The organism is Rhizobium sp. NPDC090275 (genome assembly GCF_044772225.1).
In the GTDB taxonomy this organism is placed as follows: domain Bacteria; phylum Pseudomonadota; class Alphaproteobacteria; order Rhizobiales; family Rhizobiaceae; genus Rhizobium.
Genome location: NZ_JBIVYL010000002.1, coordinates 504,888 through 519,231 on the forward strand (window position 1 = coordinate 504,888; position 14,344 = coordinate 519,231).

At 60.0% G+C, this 14,344-nt stretch carries 15 protein-coding genes; 13 read left to right on the forward strand and 2 right to left on the reverse strand.

The genetic code is table 11. The features are described 5' to 3' along the window. Positions 1 to 68 precede the first annotated feature (68 nt). Together ACIQUB_RS06790 and ACIQUB_RS06795 are read right to left on the reverse strand one after the other, a co-directional pair. The gene (locus ACIQUB_RS06790) at positions 69 to 788 is read right to left on the reverse strand and encodes a glycerophosphodiester phosphodiesterase (RefSeq protein WP_111561402.1); all 720 of its coding nucleotides are present in this window, start codon (positions 786 to 788) and stop codon (positions 69 to 71) included. Beyond that, positions 788 to 1,255: a RidA family protein gene (locus tag ACIQUB_RS06795; protein WP_113235827.1), complete on the reverse strand. Its 468-nt coding sequence runs from the start codon at positions 1,253 to 1,255 to the stop codon at positions 788 to 790. The genes ACIQUB_RS06790 and ACIQUB_RS06795 overlap by 1 nt, the downstream gene beginning before the upstream one ends. Before the next feature lie 136 nt (positions 1,256 to 1,391). Between ACIQUB_RS06795 and ACIQUB_RS06800 the strand changes: the two genes are divergently transcribed. The 13 genes from ACIQUB_RS06800 (at position 1,392) to lpxA (ending at position 14,342) form a co-directional block, all read left to right on the forward strand. Next, the gene (locus ACIQUB_RS06800; protein WP_113235826.1) at positions 1,392 to 2,240 is read left to right on the forward strand and encodes a cell envelope integrity EipB family protein; all 849 of its coding nucleotides are present in this window, start codon (positions 1,392 to 1,394) and stop codon (positions 2,238 to 2,240) included. A gap of 132 nt (positions 2,241 to 2,372) precedes the next feature. Beyond that, positions 2,373 to 3,047: a pentapeptide repeat-containing protein gene (locus ACIQUB_RS06805; protein ID WP_402929124.1), complete on the forward strand. Its 675-nt coding sequence runs from the start codon at positions 2,373 to 2,375 to the stop codon at positions 3,045 to 3,047. Positions 3,048 to 3,262: 215 nt separating this feature from the next. Beyond that, positions 3,263 to 4,030 carry a 30S ribosomal protein S2 gene (gene rpsB, locus ACIQUB_RS06810; protein WP_112433827.1) on the forward strand — a complete coding sequence of 256 codons (768 nt, stop codon included), beginning with the start codon at positions 3,263 to 3,265 and terminating at the stop codon, positions 4,028 to 4,030. A gap of 245 nt (positions 4,031 to 4,275) precedes the next feature. Then, positions 4,276 to 5,202 carry a translation elongation factor Ts gene (gene tsf / locus ACIQUB_RS06815; RefSeq protein WP_018900009.1) on the forward strand — a complete coding sequence of 309 codons (927 nt, stop codon included), beginning with the start codon at positions 4,276 to 4,278 and terminating at the stop codon, positions 5,200 to 5,202. A 93-nt stretch (positions 5,203 to 5,295) separates the two neighbouring features. Continuing rightward, a complete protein-coding gene (pyrH, locus tag ACIQUB_RS06820; RefSeq protein WP_018900008.1) occupies positions 5,296 to 6,018 on the forward strand; it encodes a UMP kinase in 723 nt (240 codons plus the stop codon). Between the two features lie 55 nt (positions 6,019 to 6,073). After that, positions 6,074 to 6,634, forward strand: coding sequence for a ribosome recycling factor (gene frr / locus ACIQUB_RS06825; protein WP_018900007.1), 561 nt, complete (start codon positions 6,074 to 6,076; stop codon positions 6,632 to 6,634). A 44-nt stretch (positions 6,635 to 6,678) separates the two neighbouring features. Continuing rightward, positions 6,679 to 7,425 carry an isoprenyl transferase gene (locus ACIQUB_RS06830; protein ID WP_026283284.1) on the forward strand — a complete coding sequence of 249 codons (747 nt, stop codon included), beginning with the start codon at positions 6,679 to 6,681 and terminating at the stop codon, positions 7,423 to 7,425. Then, positions 7,425 to 8,258, forward strand: a complete 834-nt coding sequence (locus ACIQUB_RS06835; RefSeq protein ID WP_113235825.1) for a phosphatidate cytidylyltransferase — start codon at positions 7,425 to 7,427, stop codon at positions 8,256 to 8,258. Before ACIQUB_RS06830 ends, ACIQUB_RS06835 begins: the two co-directional genes overlap by 1 nt. A gap of 28 nt (positions 8,259 to 8,286) precedes the next feature. After that, positions 8,287 to 9,420 (forward strand): RIP metalloprotease RseP, encoded by a 1,134-nt coding sequence (gene rseP, locus ACIQUB_RS06840; RefSeq protein ID WP_113235824.1) that lies wholly within the window; start codon positions 8,287 to 8,289, stop codon positions 9,418 to 9,420. 195 nt (positions 9,421 to 9,615) lie between these two features. Beyond that, complete coding sequence (gene bamA, locus ACIQUB_RS06845; protein ID WP_026283283.1) at positions 9,616 to 11,955, forward strand: outer membrane protein assembly factor BamA; 2,340 nt, start codon at positions 9,616 to 9,618, stop codon at positions 11,953 to 11,955. Positions 11,956 to 12,005: 50 nt separating this feature from the next. Then, complete coding sequence (gene lpxD, locus ACIQUB_RS06850) at positions 12,006 to 13,067, forward strand: UDP-3-O-(3-hydroxymyristoyl)glucosamine N-acyltransferase (RefSeq protein WP_113235823.1); 1,062 nt, start codon at positions 12,006 to 12,008, stop codon at positions 13,065 to 13,067. Next, positions 13,060 to 13,527, forward strand: a complete 468-nt coding sequence (fabZ, locus tag ACIQUB_RS06855) for a 3-hydroxyacyl-ACP dehydratase FabZ (RefSeq protein WP_112945689.1) — start codon at positions 13,060 to 13,062, stop codon at positions 13,525 to 13,527. The genes lpxD and fabZ overlap by 8 nt, the downstream gene beginning before the upstream one ends. Next, positions 13,524 to 14,342, forward strand: coding sequence for an acyl-ACP--UDP-N-acetylglucosamine O-acyltransferase (gene lpxA / locus ACIQUB_RS06860; RefSeq protein ID WP_113235822.1), 819 nt, complete (start codon positions 13,524 to 13,526; stop codon positions 14,340 to 14,342). The genes fabZ and lpxA overlap by 4 nt, the downstream gene beginning before the upstream one ends. The last annotated feature ends 2 nt before the right edge of the window (positions 14,343 to 14,344 follow it).

Genomic DNA, 14,344 nt, shown 5'->3' on the forward strand with positions numbered 1-14,344 from the left:
GATTTGGGGGCATTGCCAGTCTGCGCATATCTTGATGAAAAAGCGAGGGCTTGTTGAAAAAGCGAGCGTCAAACGGACGCGCGCGGGTCGAAGCCCTCGAAGGTCATCTGGTCGGCGTTTTCGAAAGTGTGCTTGCGCGCCTTCTCGTCACGAACCGTCCAGGTGATGACGACGATGCCCTTTTCGCGCTCTGCCGTGATGAAGGGGTTGGGCAGGTCGGCATAGAAATAGGAAATGAAGTCGAGACCATGTTTCATAGCCTTTTCATGGGCTTGGAACTCCTCAGGCTTGTTTCCGCCAGCCGTCAGCCCGATCGGGTAGGGCGCGTTCAGCGCCTTCAGTTCCTTCAGGAGCCAATGGTCGAAGCTCATCAGCGCAACCTGGCCTTCATAGCCCTCGAGCTCTTCCAGCACCGCCTCGACGAAGCCTTCATCGTCGGTTTCGCGGCCCTTGAGCTCGATCACGAGGGGCACTTTTCCCTTCACAAGTTCGAGAAGTTGGCGAAGCGTCGGGATCTTGTCGGCCGTTCCGCCGACCGAGAGCATGCCAAGTTCCTTCGATGTACGCTCGCGCACATCGCCCTTCAGATTGCAAAGGCGTTCGAGATTCTCATCGTGAAAGACGACGGGAACGCCATCCGAGGCGTAGTGCAGGTCGCATTCGATCGCAAAGCCGGCCTCGACCGCGCGCGCGAAAGCGGAAAGCGTGTTTTCCCAGACGACCTTGTTCTGGTCGTGATAGCCGCGGTGGGCAACGGGACGTTCCTTAAGCCATGCTGCAGAGGTCATTACGCGATTTCCATGATGGCATCGATTTCGACGGCGGCGTTCATAGGCAGCGCTGCCATGCCGACGGCGGCACGGGCATGCTTGCCGGCATCGCCGAGAACATTGGCGATCAGGTTCGATGCGCCGTTGATGACGAGGTGCTGCTCGACGAATTCAGGCACGGAGGCCACGAAGCCGTTCAGCTTGATCACGCGCTTGATGCGGCCAAGATCGCCGCCGAGTGCAGCACTTGCCTGCGCCAGGATGTTGATGACGCACAGTTCAGCGGCACGCTGGCCCGTGGCGACGTCGACATTGCGGCCGAGGTGGCCGGTAACCGCGATCTTGCCGTTTTCGATCGGCAACTGGCCGGAGATGTGCAGCACGTTGCCCGAGATGACGTAGGAAACGTAGTTGGCTGCGGGTGCTGCAGCCTGGGGCAGGGATATCCCCATCTCTTTGAGCCGTGCTGCGATCTGATCGGACATTTTCTTCTCCGCTTTTGTTGTGAATAGTTCTAAAACTATGCATCTGGGCTTGAATCAATTTTGTGACACGATCGAGCCTCGATTTAGCCGGATGCGTTCTTATAACATCGTTGGTGAGTCCAACAGGAGATTATCTATGGTCCGATCGAGTCTTGCCGCGCTGTTCCTTGCAGGCGTTTCGGCAACCGCTCATGCGGCGACACCCGCTGCCGGCGCAGTGATGGCCACGGGCCTGATCGCGCATCGGGCGATCTACGATCTGGAACTGAAGGATGCGTCGGAACGTTCCGGCATTTCGGGCATGTCCGGCCGCATGGTCTACGAGTTCGACGGCGACTATTGCACCGGCTACACCACGAAGTTCCGCTTTGTCACGCAGATCGATACAGGCGACGCCGTGCGCGTCAGCGATCAGCAGACCAACACGTTCGAGAACCTGAAGGACCGCAAGTTTACGTTCGACACCAAGTCCTTCACCGACGACCAGCTCGACAAGGAAGTGAACGGTGCGGCCCAGGACCAGGCCGACGGTACCAAGGTCGATCTGAAGCAGCCATCGAGCAAGGAGCTGCAGCTGGCCGCCAGCCGCTTCCCGACCGAGCATATGATGGACGTCATCAAGAACGCCAAGGCCGGCACCCGCCTGTTCGAGGCCCGCGTCTTCGATGGCTCGGATGATGGCGACAAGGCGCTGGCGACGACAACGGTTGTCGGCAAGGCGGTGACACCTGTCAGCGACGAGGCCGATGCTGGCAATGCCGGTGCCTTTTCCAAGACGAGCTTCTGGCCGGTGACCATTTCCTACTTCAACGAAAACACCAAGACCGACGCTCTTCCGGTCTATCGCATGTCGTTCAAGCTCTACGAGAACGGCATCACGCGCGACCTGACGATGGATTACGGCGATTTCGTCCTGACCGGAAAGCTCTCCAAGCTGGAGCTTCTGGACGCCAAAACCTCGCCTGTAAGTAATTGCACGCGTTGAACGATTTCGTCGTTTCAATTTGATACCGTATGCAAAGCGACGCGCTCTGTGCTAGACATCGCTCTATAGTGAGCATTGACGGCAAGCGGAGTGCATATATTGCCAGGCTTTAGAGTATCGATCGTGGCCGCGATGGCCTTGGCTGCTTCGGTGGGGGCAGCGGTGTTTACAAGTTCGATCTCCGCGGCCGATTGCGGCTCGACCGCTACGGCCGGTATTGATTGGGGCGGTTGCAGCAAGAAGAACCTGATGCTGCAGGGTGGCGATTTCCAGAAGGGAAATCTCGCCGACGCCGATTTCACGCTCACCAATCTCAGCCACACCAATCTCGCCGCCGCCAACCTGGAGAAGGCAACGCTGGTTCGCACCTGGTTTACCGGTTCCGACCTGACCAAGGCCAATTTCTCCAAGGTCGAGGCCTATCGTTCCGGCTTTGAGGGTGTGAATGCCGAGGGCGCCAATTTCACAGGCGCGGAGCTGCAGCGCGCCAATTTCAACGGCGCGACGCTGAAGGGCGTAAACTTCGAGAAAGCCGAGCTCGGCCGCGTCACCTTCAAGGGCGCCGATGTCACCGGCGCGAATTTCTCGCTGACCAACCTGTCGCGCGCCGATCTCAGCGGCGCCACCTTCACCGGTCCGATCTCGTTCGACCGCGCCTTCCTGTTCCTGACAAGGATTAGCGGACTGGATCTGTCGCAGGCGACCGGCCTCGACGAGGCGCAGGTGGCACTGGCCTGCGGCGATTCGAAGACCAAACTACCACAGGGCATGGCGACGCCGACAAGCTGGCCCTGCGACGCCGACTGATCCGCCCAAGGGTCGGGAATGTGCCTAAAGGCCGGGCATAGCGGTTATTTTGCCGATAAGGCTTGATTTTCCGGGGCGGGGAGGGTATGGCCCCCGCATTCCACACGTAAGGCATGGGATTGTCCGGGAGAAATCCGGATGGTTCCGCCCGGTGGCATTCTCGAAGAGAGTGCTGTTCGCCTTGCGGAGGTTCAACCGGAAAAGGATAACAAGGCATGGCATTGCCCGATTTTTCTATGCGCCAGCTGCTTGAAGCAGGCGTCCACTTTGGTCACCAGACTCACCGCTGGAACCCGAAGATGAAGCCGTACATTTTCGGCGATCGTAACAACATCCACATCATCGACCTCGCACAGACGGTTCCGCTTCTGTCGCGCGCTCTGCAGGCTGTTTCCGACACCGTAGCCCGTGGCGGCCGCGTTCTGTTCGTTGGCACCAAGCGCCAGGCTTCCGAGCTCATCGCTGACTCGGCCAAGCGTTCCGCTCAGTACTACGTCAACTCGCGTTGGCTCGGCGGCATGATGACCAACTGGAAGACGATTTCGAACTCGATCCAGCGTCTGCGCAAGCTCGACGAGATCCTGTCTTCGGAACAGTCCGGCTACAATAAGAAAGAGCGCCTGAACCTCGAGCGCGAGCGCGAAAAGCTCGACAAGGCTCTCGGTGGTATCAAGGACATGGGCGGCACGCCGGACCTGATGTTCATCATCGATACCAACAAGGAAAAGATCGCGATCGACGAAGCCAAGCGCCTCGGCATCCCGGTTGTCGCGATCATCGACTCGAACTGCGACCCGGACCTGATCGACTATCCGATCCCCGGCAACGACGACGCTTCGCGCGCCATCGCCCTCTACTGCGACCTGATCTCGCGCGCTGCCATCGACGGTATCGCTCGTCAGCAGAGCTCGTCGGGCCGTGACCTCGGTGCATCGATCGAAGCTCCGGCTGAGCCGGCGCTCGAAGGCGAAGCCGAAGCCTGATAAAAGAAGCAGGTGGATCGATTGGTCCGCCGTGCTTTCCAGAGATTGGGAAAAGGCCGCTCGCGACTTTCATGAAGTTGGGCGGCCTTGACCATTTCAGGCGAGGGGAAAAAGTCTCTCGCCATTTGAGTTTCGTTATGACGCGTCATTCATCACGCTGTCATACATACAGGTACATTTCGTGCCTCAATCCGGTGCCGCACCGCCTTTCGCGGGCCACCGTTTGAACCGACAAGAGGAAGCTTATGACCGAGATTACGGCTGCACTGGTGAAGGAACTGCGCGAGAAGTCCGGCGCAGGCATGATGGACTGCAAGAAGGCGCTGGTGGAAAACAACGGCGACATCGAAGCATCGATCGACTGGCTCCGCGCAAAGGGCATCTCGAAGGCCGACAAGAAGGCTGGTCGCGCTGCTGCTGAAGGCCTCGTTGCCATCGCCGGCGCCGGCCACAAGGCTGTTGTCGTCGAGCTCAACTCGGAAACCGACTTCGTTGCCCGTAACGACGCCTTCCAGGATCTGGTTCGTGGCATCGCCAACGTTGCCCTGACGACCGACGGTTCGGTTGAAGCCATCTCGGCTGCGACCTACCCGGCATCCGGCAAGCCGGTCGCCGACACGATCAAGGACGCGATCGCCACCATCGGCGAAAACATGACGCTGCGCCGCTCTGCCAAGCTCGAAGTCGAACACGGCGTTGTTGCGACCTACATCCACAACGCTGCCGGCGACGGCATCGGCAAGCTCGGAGTTCTGGTTGCCCTGAAGTCGGAAGGCGACAAGGCTGTCCTGACCTCGATCGGTCGCCAGGTTGCCATGCACATCGCTGCGACCAACCCGCTCGCGATCCGCGCTGAAGAAGTCGACGCTACCGTTGCAGAACGCGAACGTAACGTCTTCATCGAACAGGCTCGCGAATCCGGCAAGCCGGAAGCCATCATCGAAAAGATGGTCGACGGCCGCATGCGCAAGTTCTTCGAAGAAGTTGCTCTTCTCTCGCAGGCTTTCGTCATCAACCCCGACCTGACGGTCGGTGCTGCTGTTGAGGCCGCTGCCAAGGAAGCCGGCGCCAAGATCGAAGTCGTCGGCATGGCGCGCCTCCTGCTCGGCGAAGGCGTCGAGAAGGAAGAGAGCGATTTCGCTGCTGAAGTGGCTGCTGTCGCCAAGAGCTGATCGTCCTATATATGTGAAAACAGAAGGGCATCGCGTGACAACGCGGTGCCCTTCGTGTATCCGGCACTCAGCGGTAATATACGAGGAGCCAAGATGTCGTCAGAGCCTGTCTACAAACGTGTTCTACTCAAGGCTTCCGGCGAAGCCCTCATGGGCAGCCAGGGATTTGGAATCGATGTAGCGGTGGCCGACCGCATTGCGGCCGACATAGCCGAAGCGCGGCAGATGGGTGTGGAAGTCGGCGTCGTCGTCGGCGGCGGCAACATCTTCCGCGGCGTGGCCGTCGCTTCCAAGGGCGGTGACCGCGTCACGGGCGACCACATGGGCATGCTCGCGACCGTCATCAACGCGCTGGCGCTGGCGACCTCGCTGCGCAAGCTCAACATCGATACCGTGGTGCTGTCGGCGATCGCCATGCCGGAGATTTGCGAGAGCTTCTCGCAGCGCGCCACGCTTTATCATCTGTCGCTGGGCCGTGTGGTGATCTTCGCCGGTGGTACCGGCAACCCGTTCTTCACGACCGACTCGGCCGCTGCCCTTCGCGCCGCCGAAATGGGCGCCGAAGCGATCTTCAAGGGCACGCAGGTCGACGGTATCTATTCGGCCGATCCGAAGAAGGTGCCCGATGCCACGCGCTTCGACCAGCTGACGCACAAGGAAGTGCTCGACAAGGGCCTCGCTGTCATGGACGTTGCGGCGGTCGCACTCGCACGCGAAAATTCCATTCCGATCATCGTCTTCTCGATCCACGAGAAGGGCGGTTTTGCTGAAATCCTCCGGGGCGGCGGTCTGAAGACCATCGTTACCGACAACTGACAGAGTGGCGGCGCCCAAAGCGCGCCGCAGCTTCTACCGAGACGGGAGCACTGCTATGAGTGAAGGCATCGACATCAACGACATCAAGCGCCGCATGGATGGCGCGATCAACGCGTTCAAGAGCGATATCGCATCGCTGCGCACCGGTCGCGCATCAGCGAACATTCTCGACCCAGTCACGGTCGAAGCCTATGGTTCGCGCGTGCCGCTCAACCAGGTCGCGAACGTGACCGTGCCGGAGCCGCGCATGCTCGGCATTTCGGTCTGGGACAAGTCGATGGTCGGCGCGGTGGATCGTGCGATCCGCGAAGCCAATCTTGGCCTCAACCCGATCGTCGACGGCCAGAATCTGCGCATTCCGCTGCCCGAACTCAACGAAGAGCGCCGCAAGTCGCTCGTCAAGGTCGCACACGACTATGCCGAGAAAAGTAAGGTTGCGATTCGCCATGTTCGCCGTGACGGCATGGACGGCCTTAAGAAAGCCGAAAAGGACGGTGTCATAGGGCAGGACCTGAGCCGCTCGCAGTCGGATCGTGTGCAGAAGATGACAGACGACACGATTTCTGAGGTCGACCGCTTGCTTGGCGAGAAGGAAAAGGAAATCATGCAGGTCTAAGGCGCAAAGCGCCTGCGCCTTGGACTGTAAAAACCGGACGGGAAATGTTGGAAAGAACATTTGTGACTGTGCCAGAACACGTTGCCATCATCATGGATGGCAACGGTCGATGGGCAAAGCAGCGGGGGTTGCCGCGCACCATGGGGCATCGCAAGGGCGTTGACGCCGTGCGTGAGACCGTGCGCGCAGCGGGCGACATCGGGGTCAAGTATCTCACTCTCTTCGCCTTCTCGTCGGAGAACTGGCGCCGTCCGGAAACCGAGGTGTCGGACCTTTTGGGGCTGCTGAAGGCGTTCATCCGCCGCGACCTCGCCGAACTGCACAAGCAGAACGTGCGCGTGAAGATCATCGGCGATCGCCACAGCTTGCAGAACGACATTCTCGACCTCTTGATCGACGCCGAAGAGACCACAAAGGCCAACACGGCGCTCACGCTGATCATCGCCTTCAACTATGGCTCGCGCGACGAGATCGCCCGCGCCATGGCGAGCCTGGCTCGCGATGTCGAGCAGGGGCGGCTGCGCTCGCAGGATATCACGCCGGCGCTCATCAATGCCCGGCTGGACACGGCAGGCATCCCGGATCCCGACCTCATCATCCGCACCAGCGGCGAAGAGCGCCTGTCGAACTTCCTGCTTTGGCAGGCGGCCTATTCCGAATTCATCTTCATTCCCGATTACTGGCCGGATTTCAGCCGCGAGACGCTTTACGCGGCGCTCGAGACCTTCGCGTCGCGTAATCGACGCTTTGGTGGCCTGGTTGCCGAAACCGCGGCGGCGGTGGGAACCTGATGCAACGCGAACTGCAGCTTCGTATCATCTCGGGCATCATCCTCGCCGTCATCGTGCTTGCCGCGACGTGGTATGGCGGGCTCGCCTTCAGCCTGCTGTCGGCCCTGATCGGGCTTCTGATCTATTATGAGTGGTCGACGATCACCCGCCTTGCCAGTGAGCAGCCGGTTGCCAATGCGATCGGCTGGATCGGGCAGGCGGCGATTGCCGTTGCTGTTGTATCCGGCACTGTCGGCTACTCGCTGATCCTTCTCCTGTTGTTCTTTGCCATCGCAGTCGGCTTTGTCGTCACGCGCGGCGTATCGCGCTGGTTCCCGGCCGGGATCGTCTATGCCGGGCTGACCGGGATCGCGCTGGCTAATATTCGCGGCAGCGATGCAGCCGGCCTGCACGCGATGCTCTTCGTATTCGCCGTCGTCTGGGCGACCGACATCCTCGCCTACTTCATCGGCCGCGCCATTGGCGGGCCGAAGCTGGCACCAAGGATCTCTCCCGGCAAGACATGGTCGGGTGCGATCGGCGGCGCCGTCTGCGCGGTCGTTGCAGGTGTGCTGGTCGCTTACGCGGCATTTCCCGATGGCATAGCGCTGGCGGCCTTGGTAGCGCTGGTGCTGTCCGTCTGCAGCCAGTCTGGCGACCTCTTCGAATCCTTCATCAAGCGCCGCTTCGGCGTCAAGGATTCCAGCCGTCTCATTCCGGGGCATGGCGGGGTCATGGACCGGGTTGACGGGCTCATTTTCGCCTGTTTTGCGGCGTTCTTGCTTGCCGGGCTTTTTTCGCTGATAAAGGGCGGAGAAATGGCGTCGCTGGGCGCAGCCTTGTTCGGCGGATAATGTCGATAGAGGCTGACGGAAGGATTTTATGGCAGGCTTGACCGAAATTTTTGGGTTTCTGACGGGATATATCGTTCCTTTCGTGCTCGTGCTTTCTCTCTTGGTGTTCGTGCACGAGATGGGGCACTACCTCGTCGGTCGCTGGAGCGGCATCCGCATTCTGGCGTTTTCGGTCGGGTTTGGTCCCGAACTCTTGGGCTTCACCGACAAGCATGGAACGCGCTGGAAGCTCTCGCTGATCCCGCTTGGCGGCTATGTCCGCTTCTTCGGCGACGAGGATGCGTCGAGCAAGCCTGATGAGGACAAGCTCGCGCAGATGTCGGACGAGGAGCGCGCGCGGTCCTTCGCCGGCGCCAAGCTCTGGAAGCGTGCGGCAACCGTCGCCGCCGGCCCGATCGCCAACTTCATCCTGGCGATCGCCATCTTCACCGTCCTGTTTTCGATCTACGGCCGCTCGGTCGCGGATCCCGTCGTGGCGGAAGTCAAGCCGGGCAGCGTTGCCGCCGAGGCCGGCGTCGTGCCGGGCGATCTGTTGATCGCCATCGACGGCTCCAAGGTGCAGACCTTCGACGACGTGCGCCGCTACGTCAGCATCCGCCCCATGCAGCGCATCGTCGTGACGATCGAGCGCAACGGCGAGAAGATCGATGTCCCGATGGTGCCCGCGCGCACCGACATGACCGACCAGTTCGGCAACAAGATCGAGATCGGCCTGATCGGTATCGTCACCAATCAGGACGTCGGACACTTCCGCCAGCAGACCTACACGCCGCTTGAAGCGCTGCATGAGGGAACGCTGCAGACCTGGCACATCGTCACCGGTACCTTCAAATATATCGGCAATCTGGTGTCCGGTTACATGAAGCCCGACCAGCTCGGTGGCCCGATCCGTGTCGCGCAGGCATCCGGCCAGATGGCGACGCTGGGCGTTGCAGCTTTGCTTCAGCTGGCCGCCGTATTGTCTGTTTCGATCGGATTACTCAACCTGATGCCGGTTCCGGTACTTGATGGCGGGCATCTGATGTTCTATGCGATTGAAGCTGTGAGGGGAAAGCCGTTGGGATCGTCGGCCCAGGAGATTGCGTTTCGCATCGGACTGGCCATGGTTCTGAGCCTGATGGTTTTTGCCACGTGGAACGATATTAGTGCTCTGATCGGCTGATTGCAGGACGAGGGAAAATTACGATTTATTTACGATGTTTCAAAGCTGTAGTGGCGAAAGCGTCACGCTTTGAAATGAAGTAAACAGAAATTAACTAGCTCCCTTGCTTGTATATCAAAAGCGGGTAAAACGACACACGTGACCGGAATCGGGGGACGCCTGGTGATGGGGACGAGAAAAAAGGTAATGGGTGAAATGAAGGCTGGTTCAAGATTTTTGAACGCAGTATCGGCGGTTGCGCTGTCTGCAGGTATCGTTGCGTCGGGAGCGGGTGCGACAGTGTTCATCTCGGCTTCTGCTGCCGAGGCTGCAGTCATTCAGCGTGTTGACGTCCGTGGTGCAAACCGCGTCGGCGCCGAAGCTGTGCGGTCCAACCTCACGATCCAGCCCGGCCGGAGCTTCTCCAACACCGACATCGACGACTCCGTAAAGCAGCTCTACGACACGGGCTACTTCTCCGACGTCAAGATCTCCGTTTCCGGCAGCACGCTGGTTGTGACCGTTGAGGAAGCTCAGCTCATCAACCAGGTCGTGTTCAACGGCAACCGCAAGATCAAGGATGACAAGCTCGCAGCGGTCGTCAAGACGCAGTCTTCCGGCGCTTACAACGAGACCCAGATCCAGGCCGACATCCAGTCGATCAAGGACGCTTATGCAGCGACCGGTCGCAGCGAAGTCGAAGTGACGACGCAGGTCGTTCCGCTCGGTCAGGGCCGCGTCAACCTCGCATTCGTCATCAATGAAGGCGACCGCACGAAGATCGACTCGATCAACTTCGTCGGCAACAACGCCTACAGCTCTGGCCGCCTCGCATCGGTCATTGCCACCAAGCGAAGCAACTTCCTGTCCTTCCTGACCCGCAAGGACGTCTACAGCGCTGACAAGCTGCACGCAGACGAAGAAGCGCTCCGCCAGTTCTATTACAACCGTGGTTACGCCGACTTCCGCATCGTGTCTTCGGACGCTGCGTTCGACGAGGCGACCAACAAGTACACGCTGACCTTCAACATCGAAGAAGGCCCGCGTTACGATTTCGGCGCAATCTCTGTCCAGTCCACCGTTCAGGGTGTCGACGGCGCGCAGCTTCAGGGTCTCGTTCGCACCCATGAAGGCCAGGTCTACAACGCCAAGGAAGTTCAGAAGTCGATGGAAGCGATTTCGGATCAGGTGGCTTCGGCCGGCTATCCGTTCGCTCGTGTCACGCCCCGTGGCAACCGCGACCTCAACAACAACACCATCGGCGTCGAATACCTCGTCGACCAGGGCGAAAAGGCCTACGTCGAGCGTATCGAAATCCGCGGCAACAGCCGTACGCGTGACTACGTCATCCGTCGCGAGTTCGACATGAGTGAAGGCGACGCCTTCAATCAGCAGATGATCACCAGAGCCAAGCGTCGCCTTGAGGCTCTCGGCTATTTCTCGACCGTCAACATCTCGACCCAGCCTGGCAGCTCGCCGGACCGCGTTGTCGTTGTTGTCGACGTTCAGGACCAGGCAACCGGTTCGTTCGGTATCGGCGCGGGTTACGCTGCCGGCGGCGACGGCCTGCTGCTCGAAGCCTCGATCGAAGAGAAGAACTTCCTCGGACGCGGCCAGTACATCAAGGTGTCTGCCGGCGGTGGTCAGGAAGGTTCGCGTACCTACGGCCTGAACTTCACCGAGCCTTACTTCCTCGGCTATCGTCTGGCTGTCGGCTTCGACATCAACCACAGCGAGACGTCGAGCAACGACAACTACGACTACGAAGAAAACAACGTCGTTCTGCGCGCCACCGCGCCGATCACCGAAGATCTGGCGACGACGTTCCGCTATAACTACAAGCAGATGAAGTACGATCCGTCGGGATCGCTCTCCGATCTGTCCACGCCTTACCAGGACCTCGTCAACAACAGCCCGTGGGTAAAGTCGTCTGTGTCGCAGACGCTGACCTACAACACGCTGGACGACATGGTTCTGCCGCGTGAAGGTATCTACGCCAGCCTGACGCACGAAATCGCCGGCCTCGGCGGTGACTCGCAGTTCTACAAGATCTACGGCAAGGCGCGTTACTATCACACGCTCGCTGACGACGCCGACATCATCGGCTCGGTTGCGGGTTCTGCGGGTTACGTCGTCGGCTTCGGCAAGGATCTGCATGTCTTCGACCAGTTCACGCTGACGAACGGCGACATCCGCGGCTTCGAGAACAAGGGTATCGGCCCACGCGTTGGCGGCGGTCCGGATGATCCGCTCGGCGGCACGACCTACTTCACCGTTTCGGCTGAAGCATCGTTCCCGCTTCCGGCTTTCCCGCGTGACTTCGGTCTTCGCGGCGCGGTCTTCGCGGACGCTGGTACGCTCTTTGGCAACAAGGTCAACGTCAGCGGTTCCGAGTTCGTGAACGGCGAAGATGCTTCGCTGCGCGCTTCCGTCGGTGTCGGCATCGTCTGGAACTCGCCGTTCGGCGCTCTGCGCGTCGACTACGCGATCCCGGTCCTGAAGGAAGACTACGACAAGGTTCAGCACTTCAAGTTTGGCATCAACAACCAATTCTGATATCGGCAGTCCGGAACCGTAAAATCGAATTCCGTTCTGGAGATTTGCCGATGGAGCAAACCTATTTCTTTCCGCCCCATGACGGTGTGAAGCTCTCGGAGCTAGCGCAATTTCTTGGGGCGGAACTTGCCGACCCCAATCATGCCGATATCGTGATCCGTTCCGTTTCGCCCGTAAGCCGGGCGAAAGCGGGCGATCTCTGTTATGTCATTTCCAAGAAGAGCAAGGACGAACTCGTAACCTGCGAGGCGTCCGCTGTGCTGGTGAGTTCGGCATTGCAGTCGATCGTGCCGGCGCATGTGCCTGTTCTCGTGTCGAAAAACGCCCATGCCGCGTTCGCGATGGCCGGTGGGCTGCTCTATCCGAACGCCTTGACGCCACAGCGGTTGCGGTCTGTGGGCGCTGATGTTTCCGACCGTGCGTCCGTCGATCCGACGGCGAGACTCGAAGCGAATGTCGAGATCGAGCCGTTTGCCGTAATTGGCGCTCATGCCGAGATCGGTGAGGGCACGCGCATCGGCGCCGGCGCCGTCATCGGACCAGGCGTCAAGATCGGCCGCGATTGCACGATCGCCAGCGGTGCCAGCATCCTGTGCTCGCTGGTGGGCAATCGCGTGATCATCCACAATGGCGCGCGCATCGGCCAGGATGGTTTCGGCTATGCGCCGGGTCCTCGGGGCATGATCAAGATCGTGCAGATTGGCCGCGTCATCCTGCAAGACGACGTCGAGGTTGGTGCCAACACGACGATCGATCGCGGCACGATGGATGACACTGTCATCGGCGAGGGGACGAAGATCGACAACCTCGTCCAGATTGGCCACAATGTTCGCATCGGCCGTCATTGTGCCGTTGTCTCGCAGGTCGGCATCGCCGGAAGTGCGATTATCGGCGATGGCGTGCAGATCGGTGGTCATTCCGGCATTCGAGGCCATATAACAATTAACGACGGTGCCCAGATCGCTGCCATGAGCGGCGTAGTGTCCGACATCCCCGCTGGGGAGCGCTACGGCGGCATACCTGCACGACCGGCGCATGACTTTTTGCGCGAAGTCGCGGCAGTCATGATGCGGACGACGGGCCCCAAGAAAACGGGAGAAAAGAATGGCTGAAGAAGTCAAGAAGTCGCTTTCCTCGGCTGACATCATCGAAATCATGAAGTTGCTGCCGCATCGCTATCCGTTCCTGCTGGTCGACAAGATCATCGACATCGACGGCGACGATTCGGCAATCGGCATCAAGAACGTGACGGCAAACGAGCCGCATTTCACCGGACACTTCCCGGAGCAGCCAATCATGCCAGGCGTCCTGCTGGTCGAAGGTATGGCCCAGACGGCCGGCGCGATCTGTGCCAAGAAGGAAGGCGAAAGCGGCAATCTGGTCTACTTCATGACCATCGACAACGCCCGTTTCCGCAAGCCCGTGGTTCCTGGCGATCGGGTGGAGTACCATGTCGTCAAGCAGAAGCAGCGTGGCAACATCTGGAAGTTCCACTGTGATGCGAAGGTCGATGGAGCGCTGGTCGCCGAAGCCGATATTGGCGCGATGATCGTGCGCAAGGATCACGCATGAGCACGATCGCAGCCAGTGCCAGCATTCATCCGATGGCAGTCGTCGAAGACGGCGCCGTAATCGGCGAGAACGTCAAGATCGGTCCGTTCTGCCATGTCGGCCCGCGGGTCGTGCTTGGCGATAACACCGAAATGCTCCCGCATTCGATCGTCAGCGGCATCACAACGCTTGGCAAGGGATGCCGGATTTTCCCGATGGCCGTTATCGGCGGCGATCCGCAGAGCGTTCATCACGGTGGCGAAGAGACGACCTTGACGGTCGGCGACAATTGCACGATGCGCGAAGGTGTGACGATCAACACCGGCACCGCCGACTTCGGCGGCAAGACCATCGTTGGCGACAACAACCTGTTTCTCGCGAACTCGCACATCGCCCATGACTGCCGCGTCGGCAACCACGTCATCATGTCGAACAACGTGATGCTTGCAGGCCACGTCGTTATCGAGGATCGCGTGATCCTGGGCGGCGGTTGCGCCGTGCACCAGTTCACCCGCGTCGGCCGTCATGCGTTCGTCGGTGGCTTGTCGGCTGTCAGCTACGACGTCATTCCGTATGGCATGCTGAACGGCAACCCCGGTCTTCTCGGCGGCCTCAACGTGGTCGGCATGACGCGTGCAGGCATCGACCGCGCCACGATCCATATCGTGCGCCGTGCCTACAAGGCGATCTTCGAGACCGAAGGCAATCTGCGCGACAACGCCGCTGCCATCCGCGAGGAATTCGCCGATTGCGAGCAGGTCGTCCAGATCCTCGACTTCATCGCCGCCGAAAGCGATCGCGCGCTCTCTTCTCCGACGCGGGGACAGAAGGGATAAAC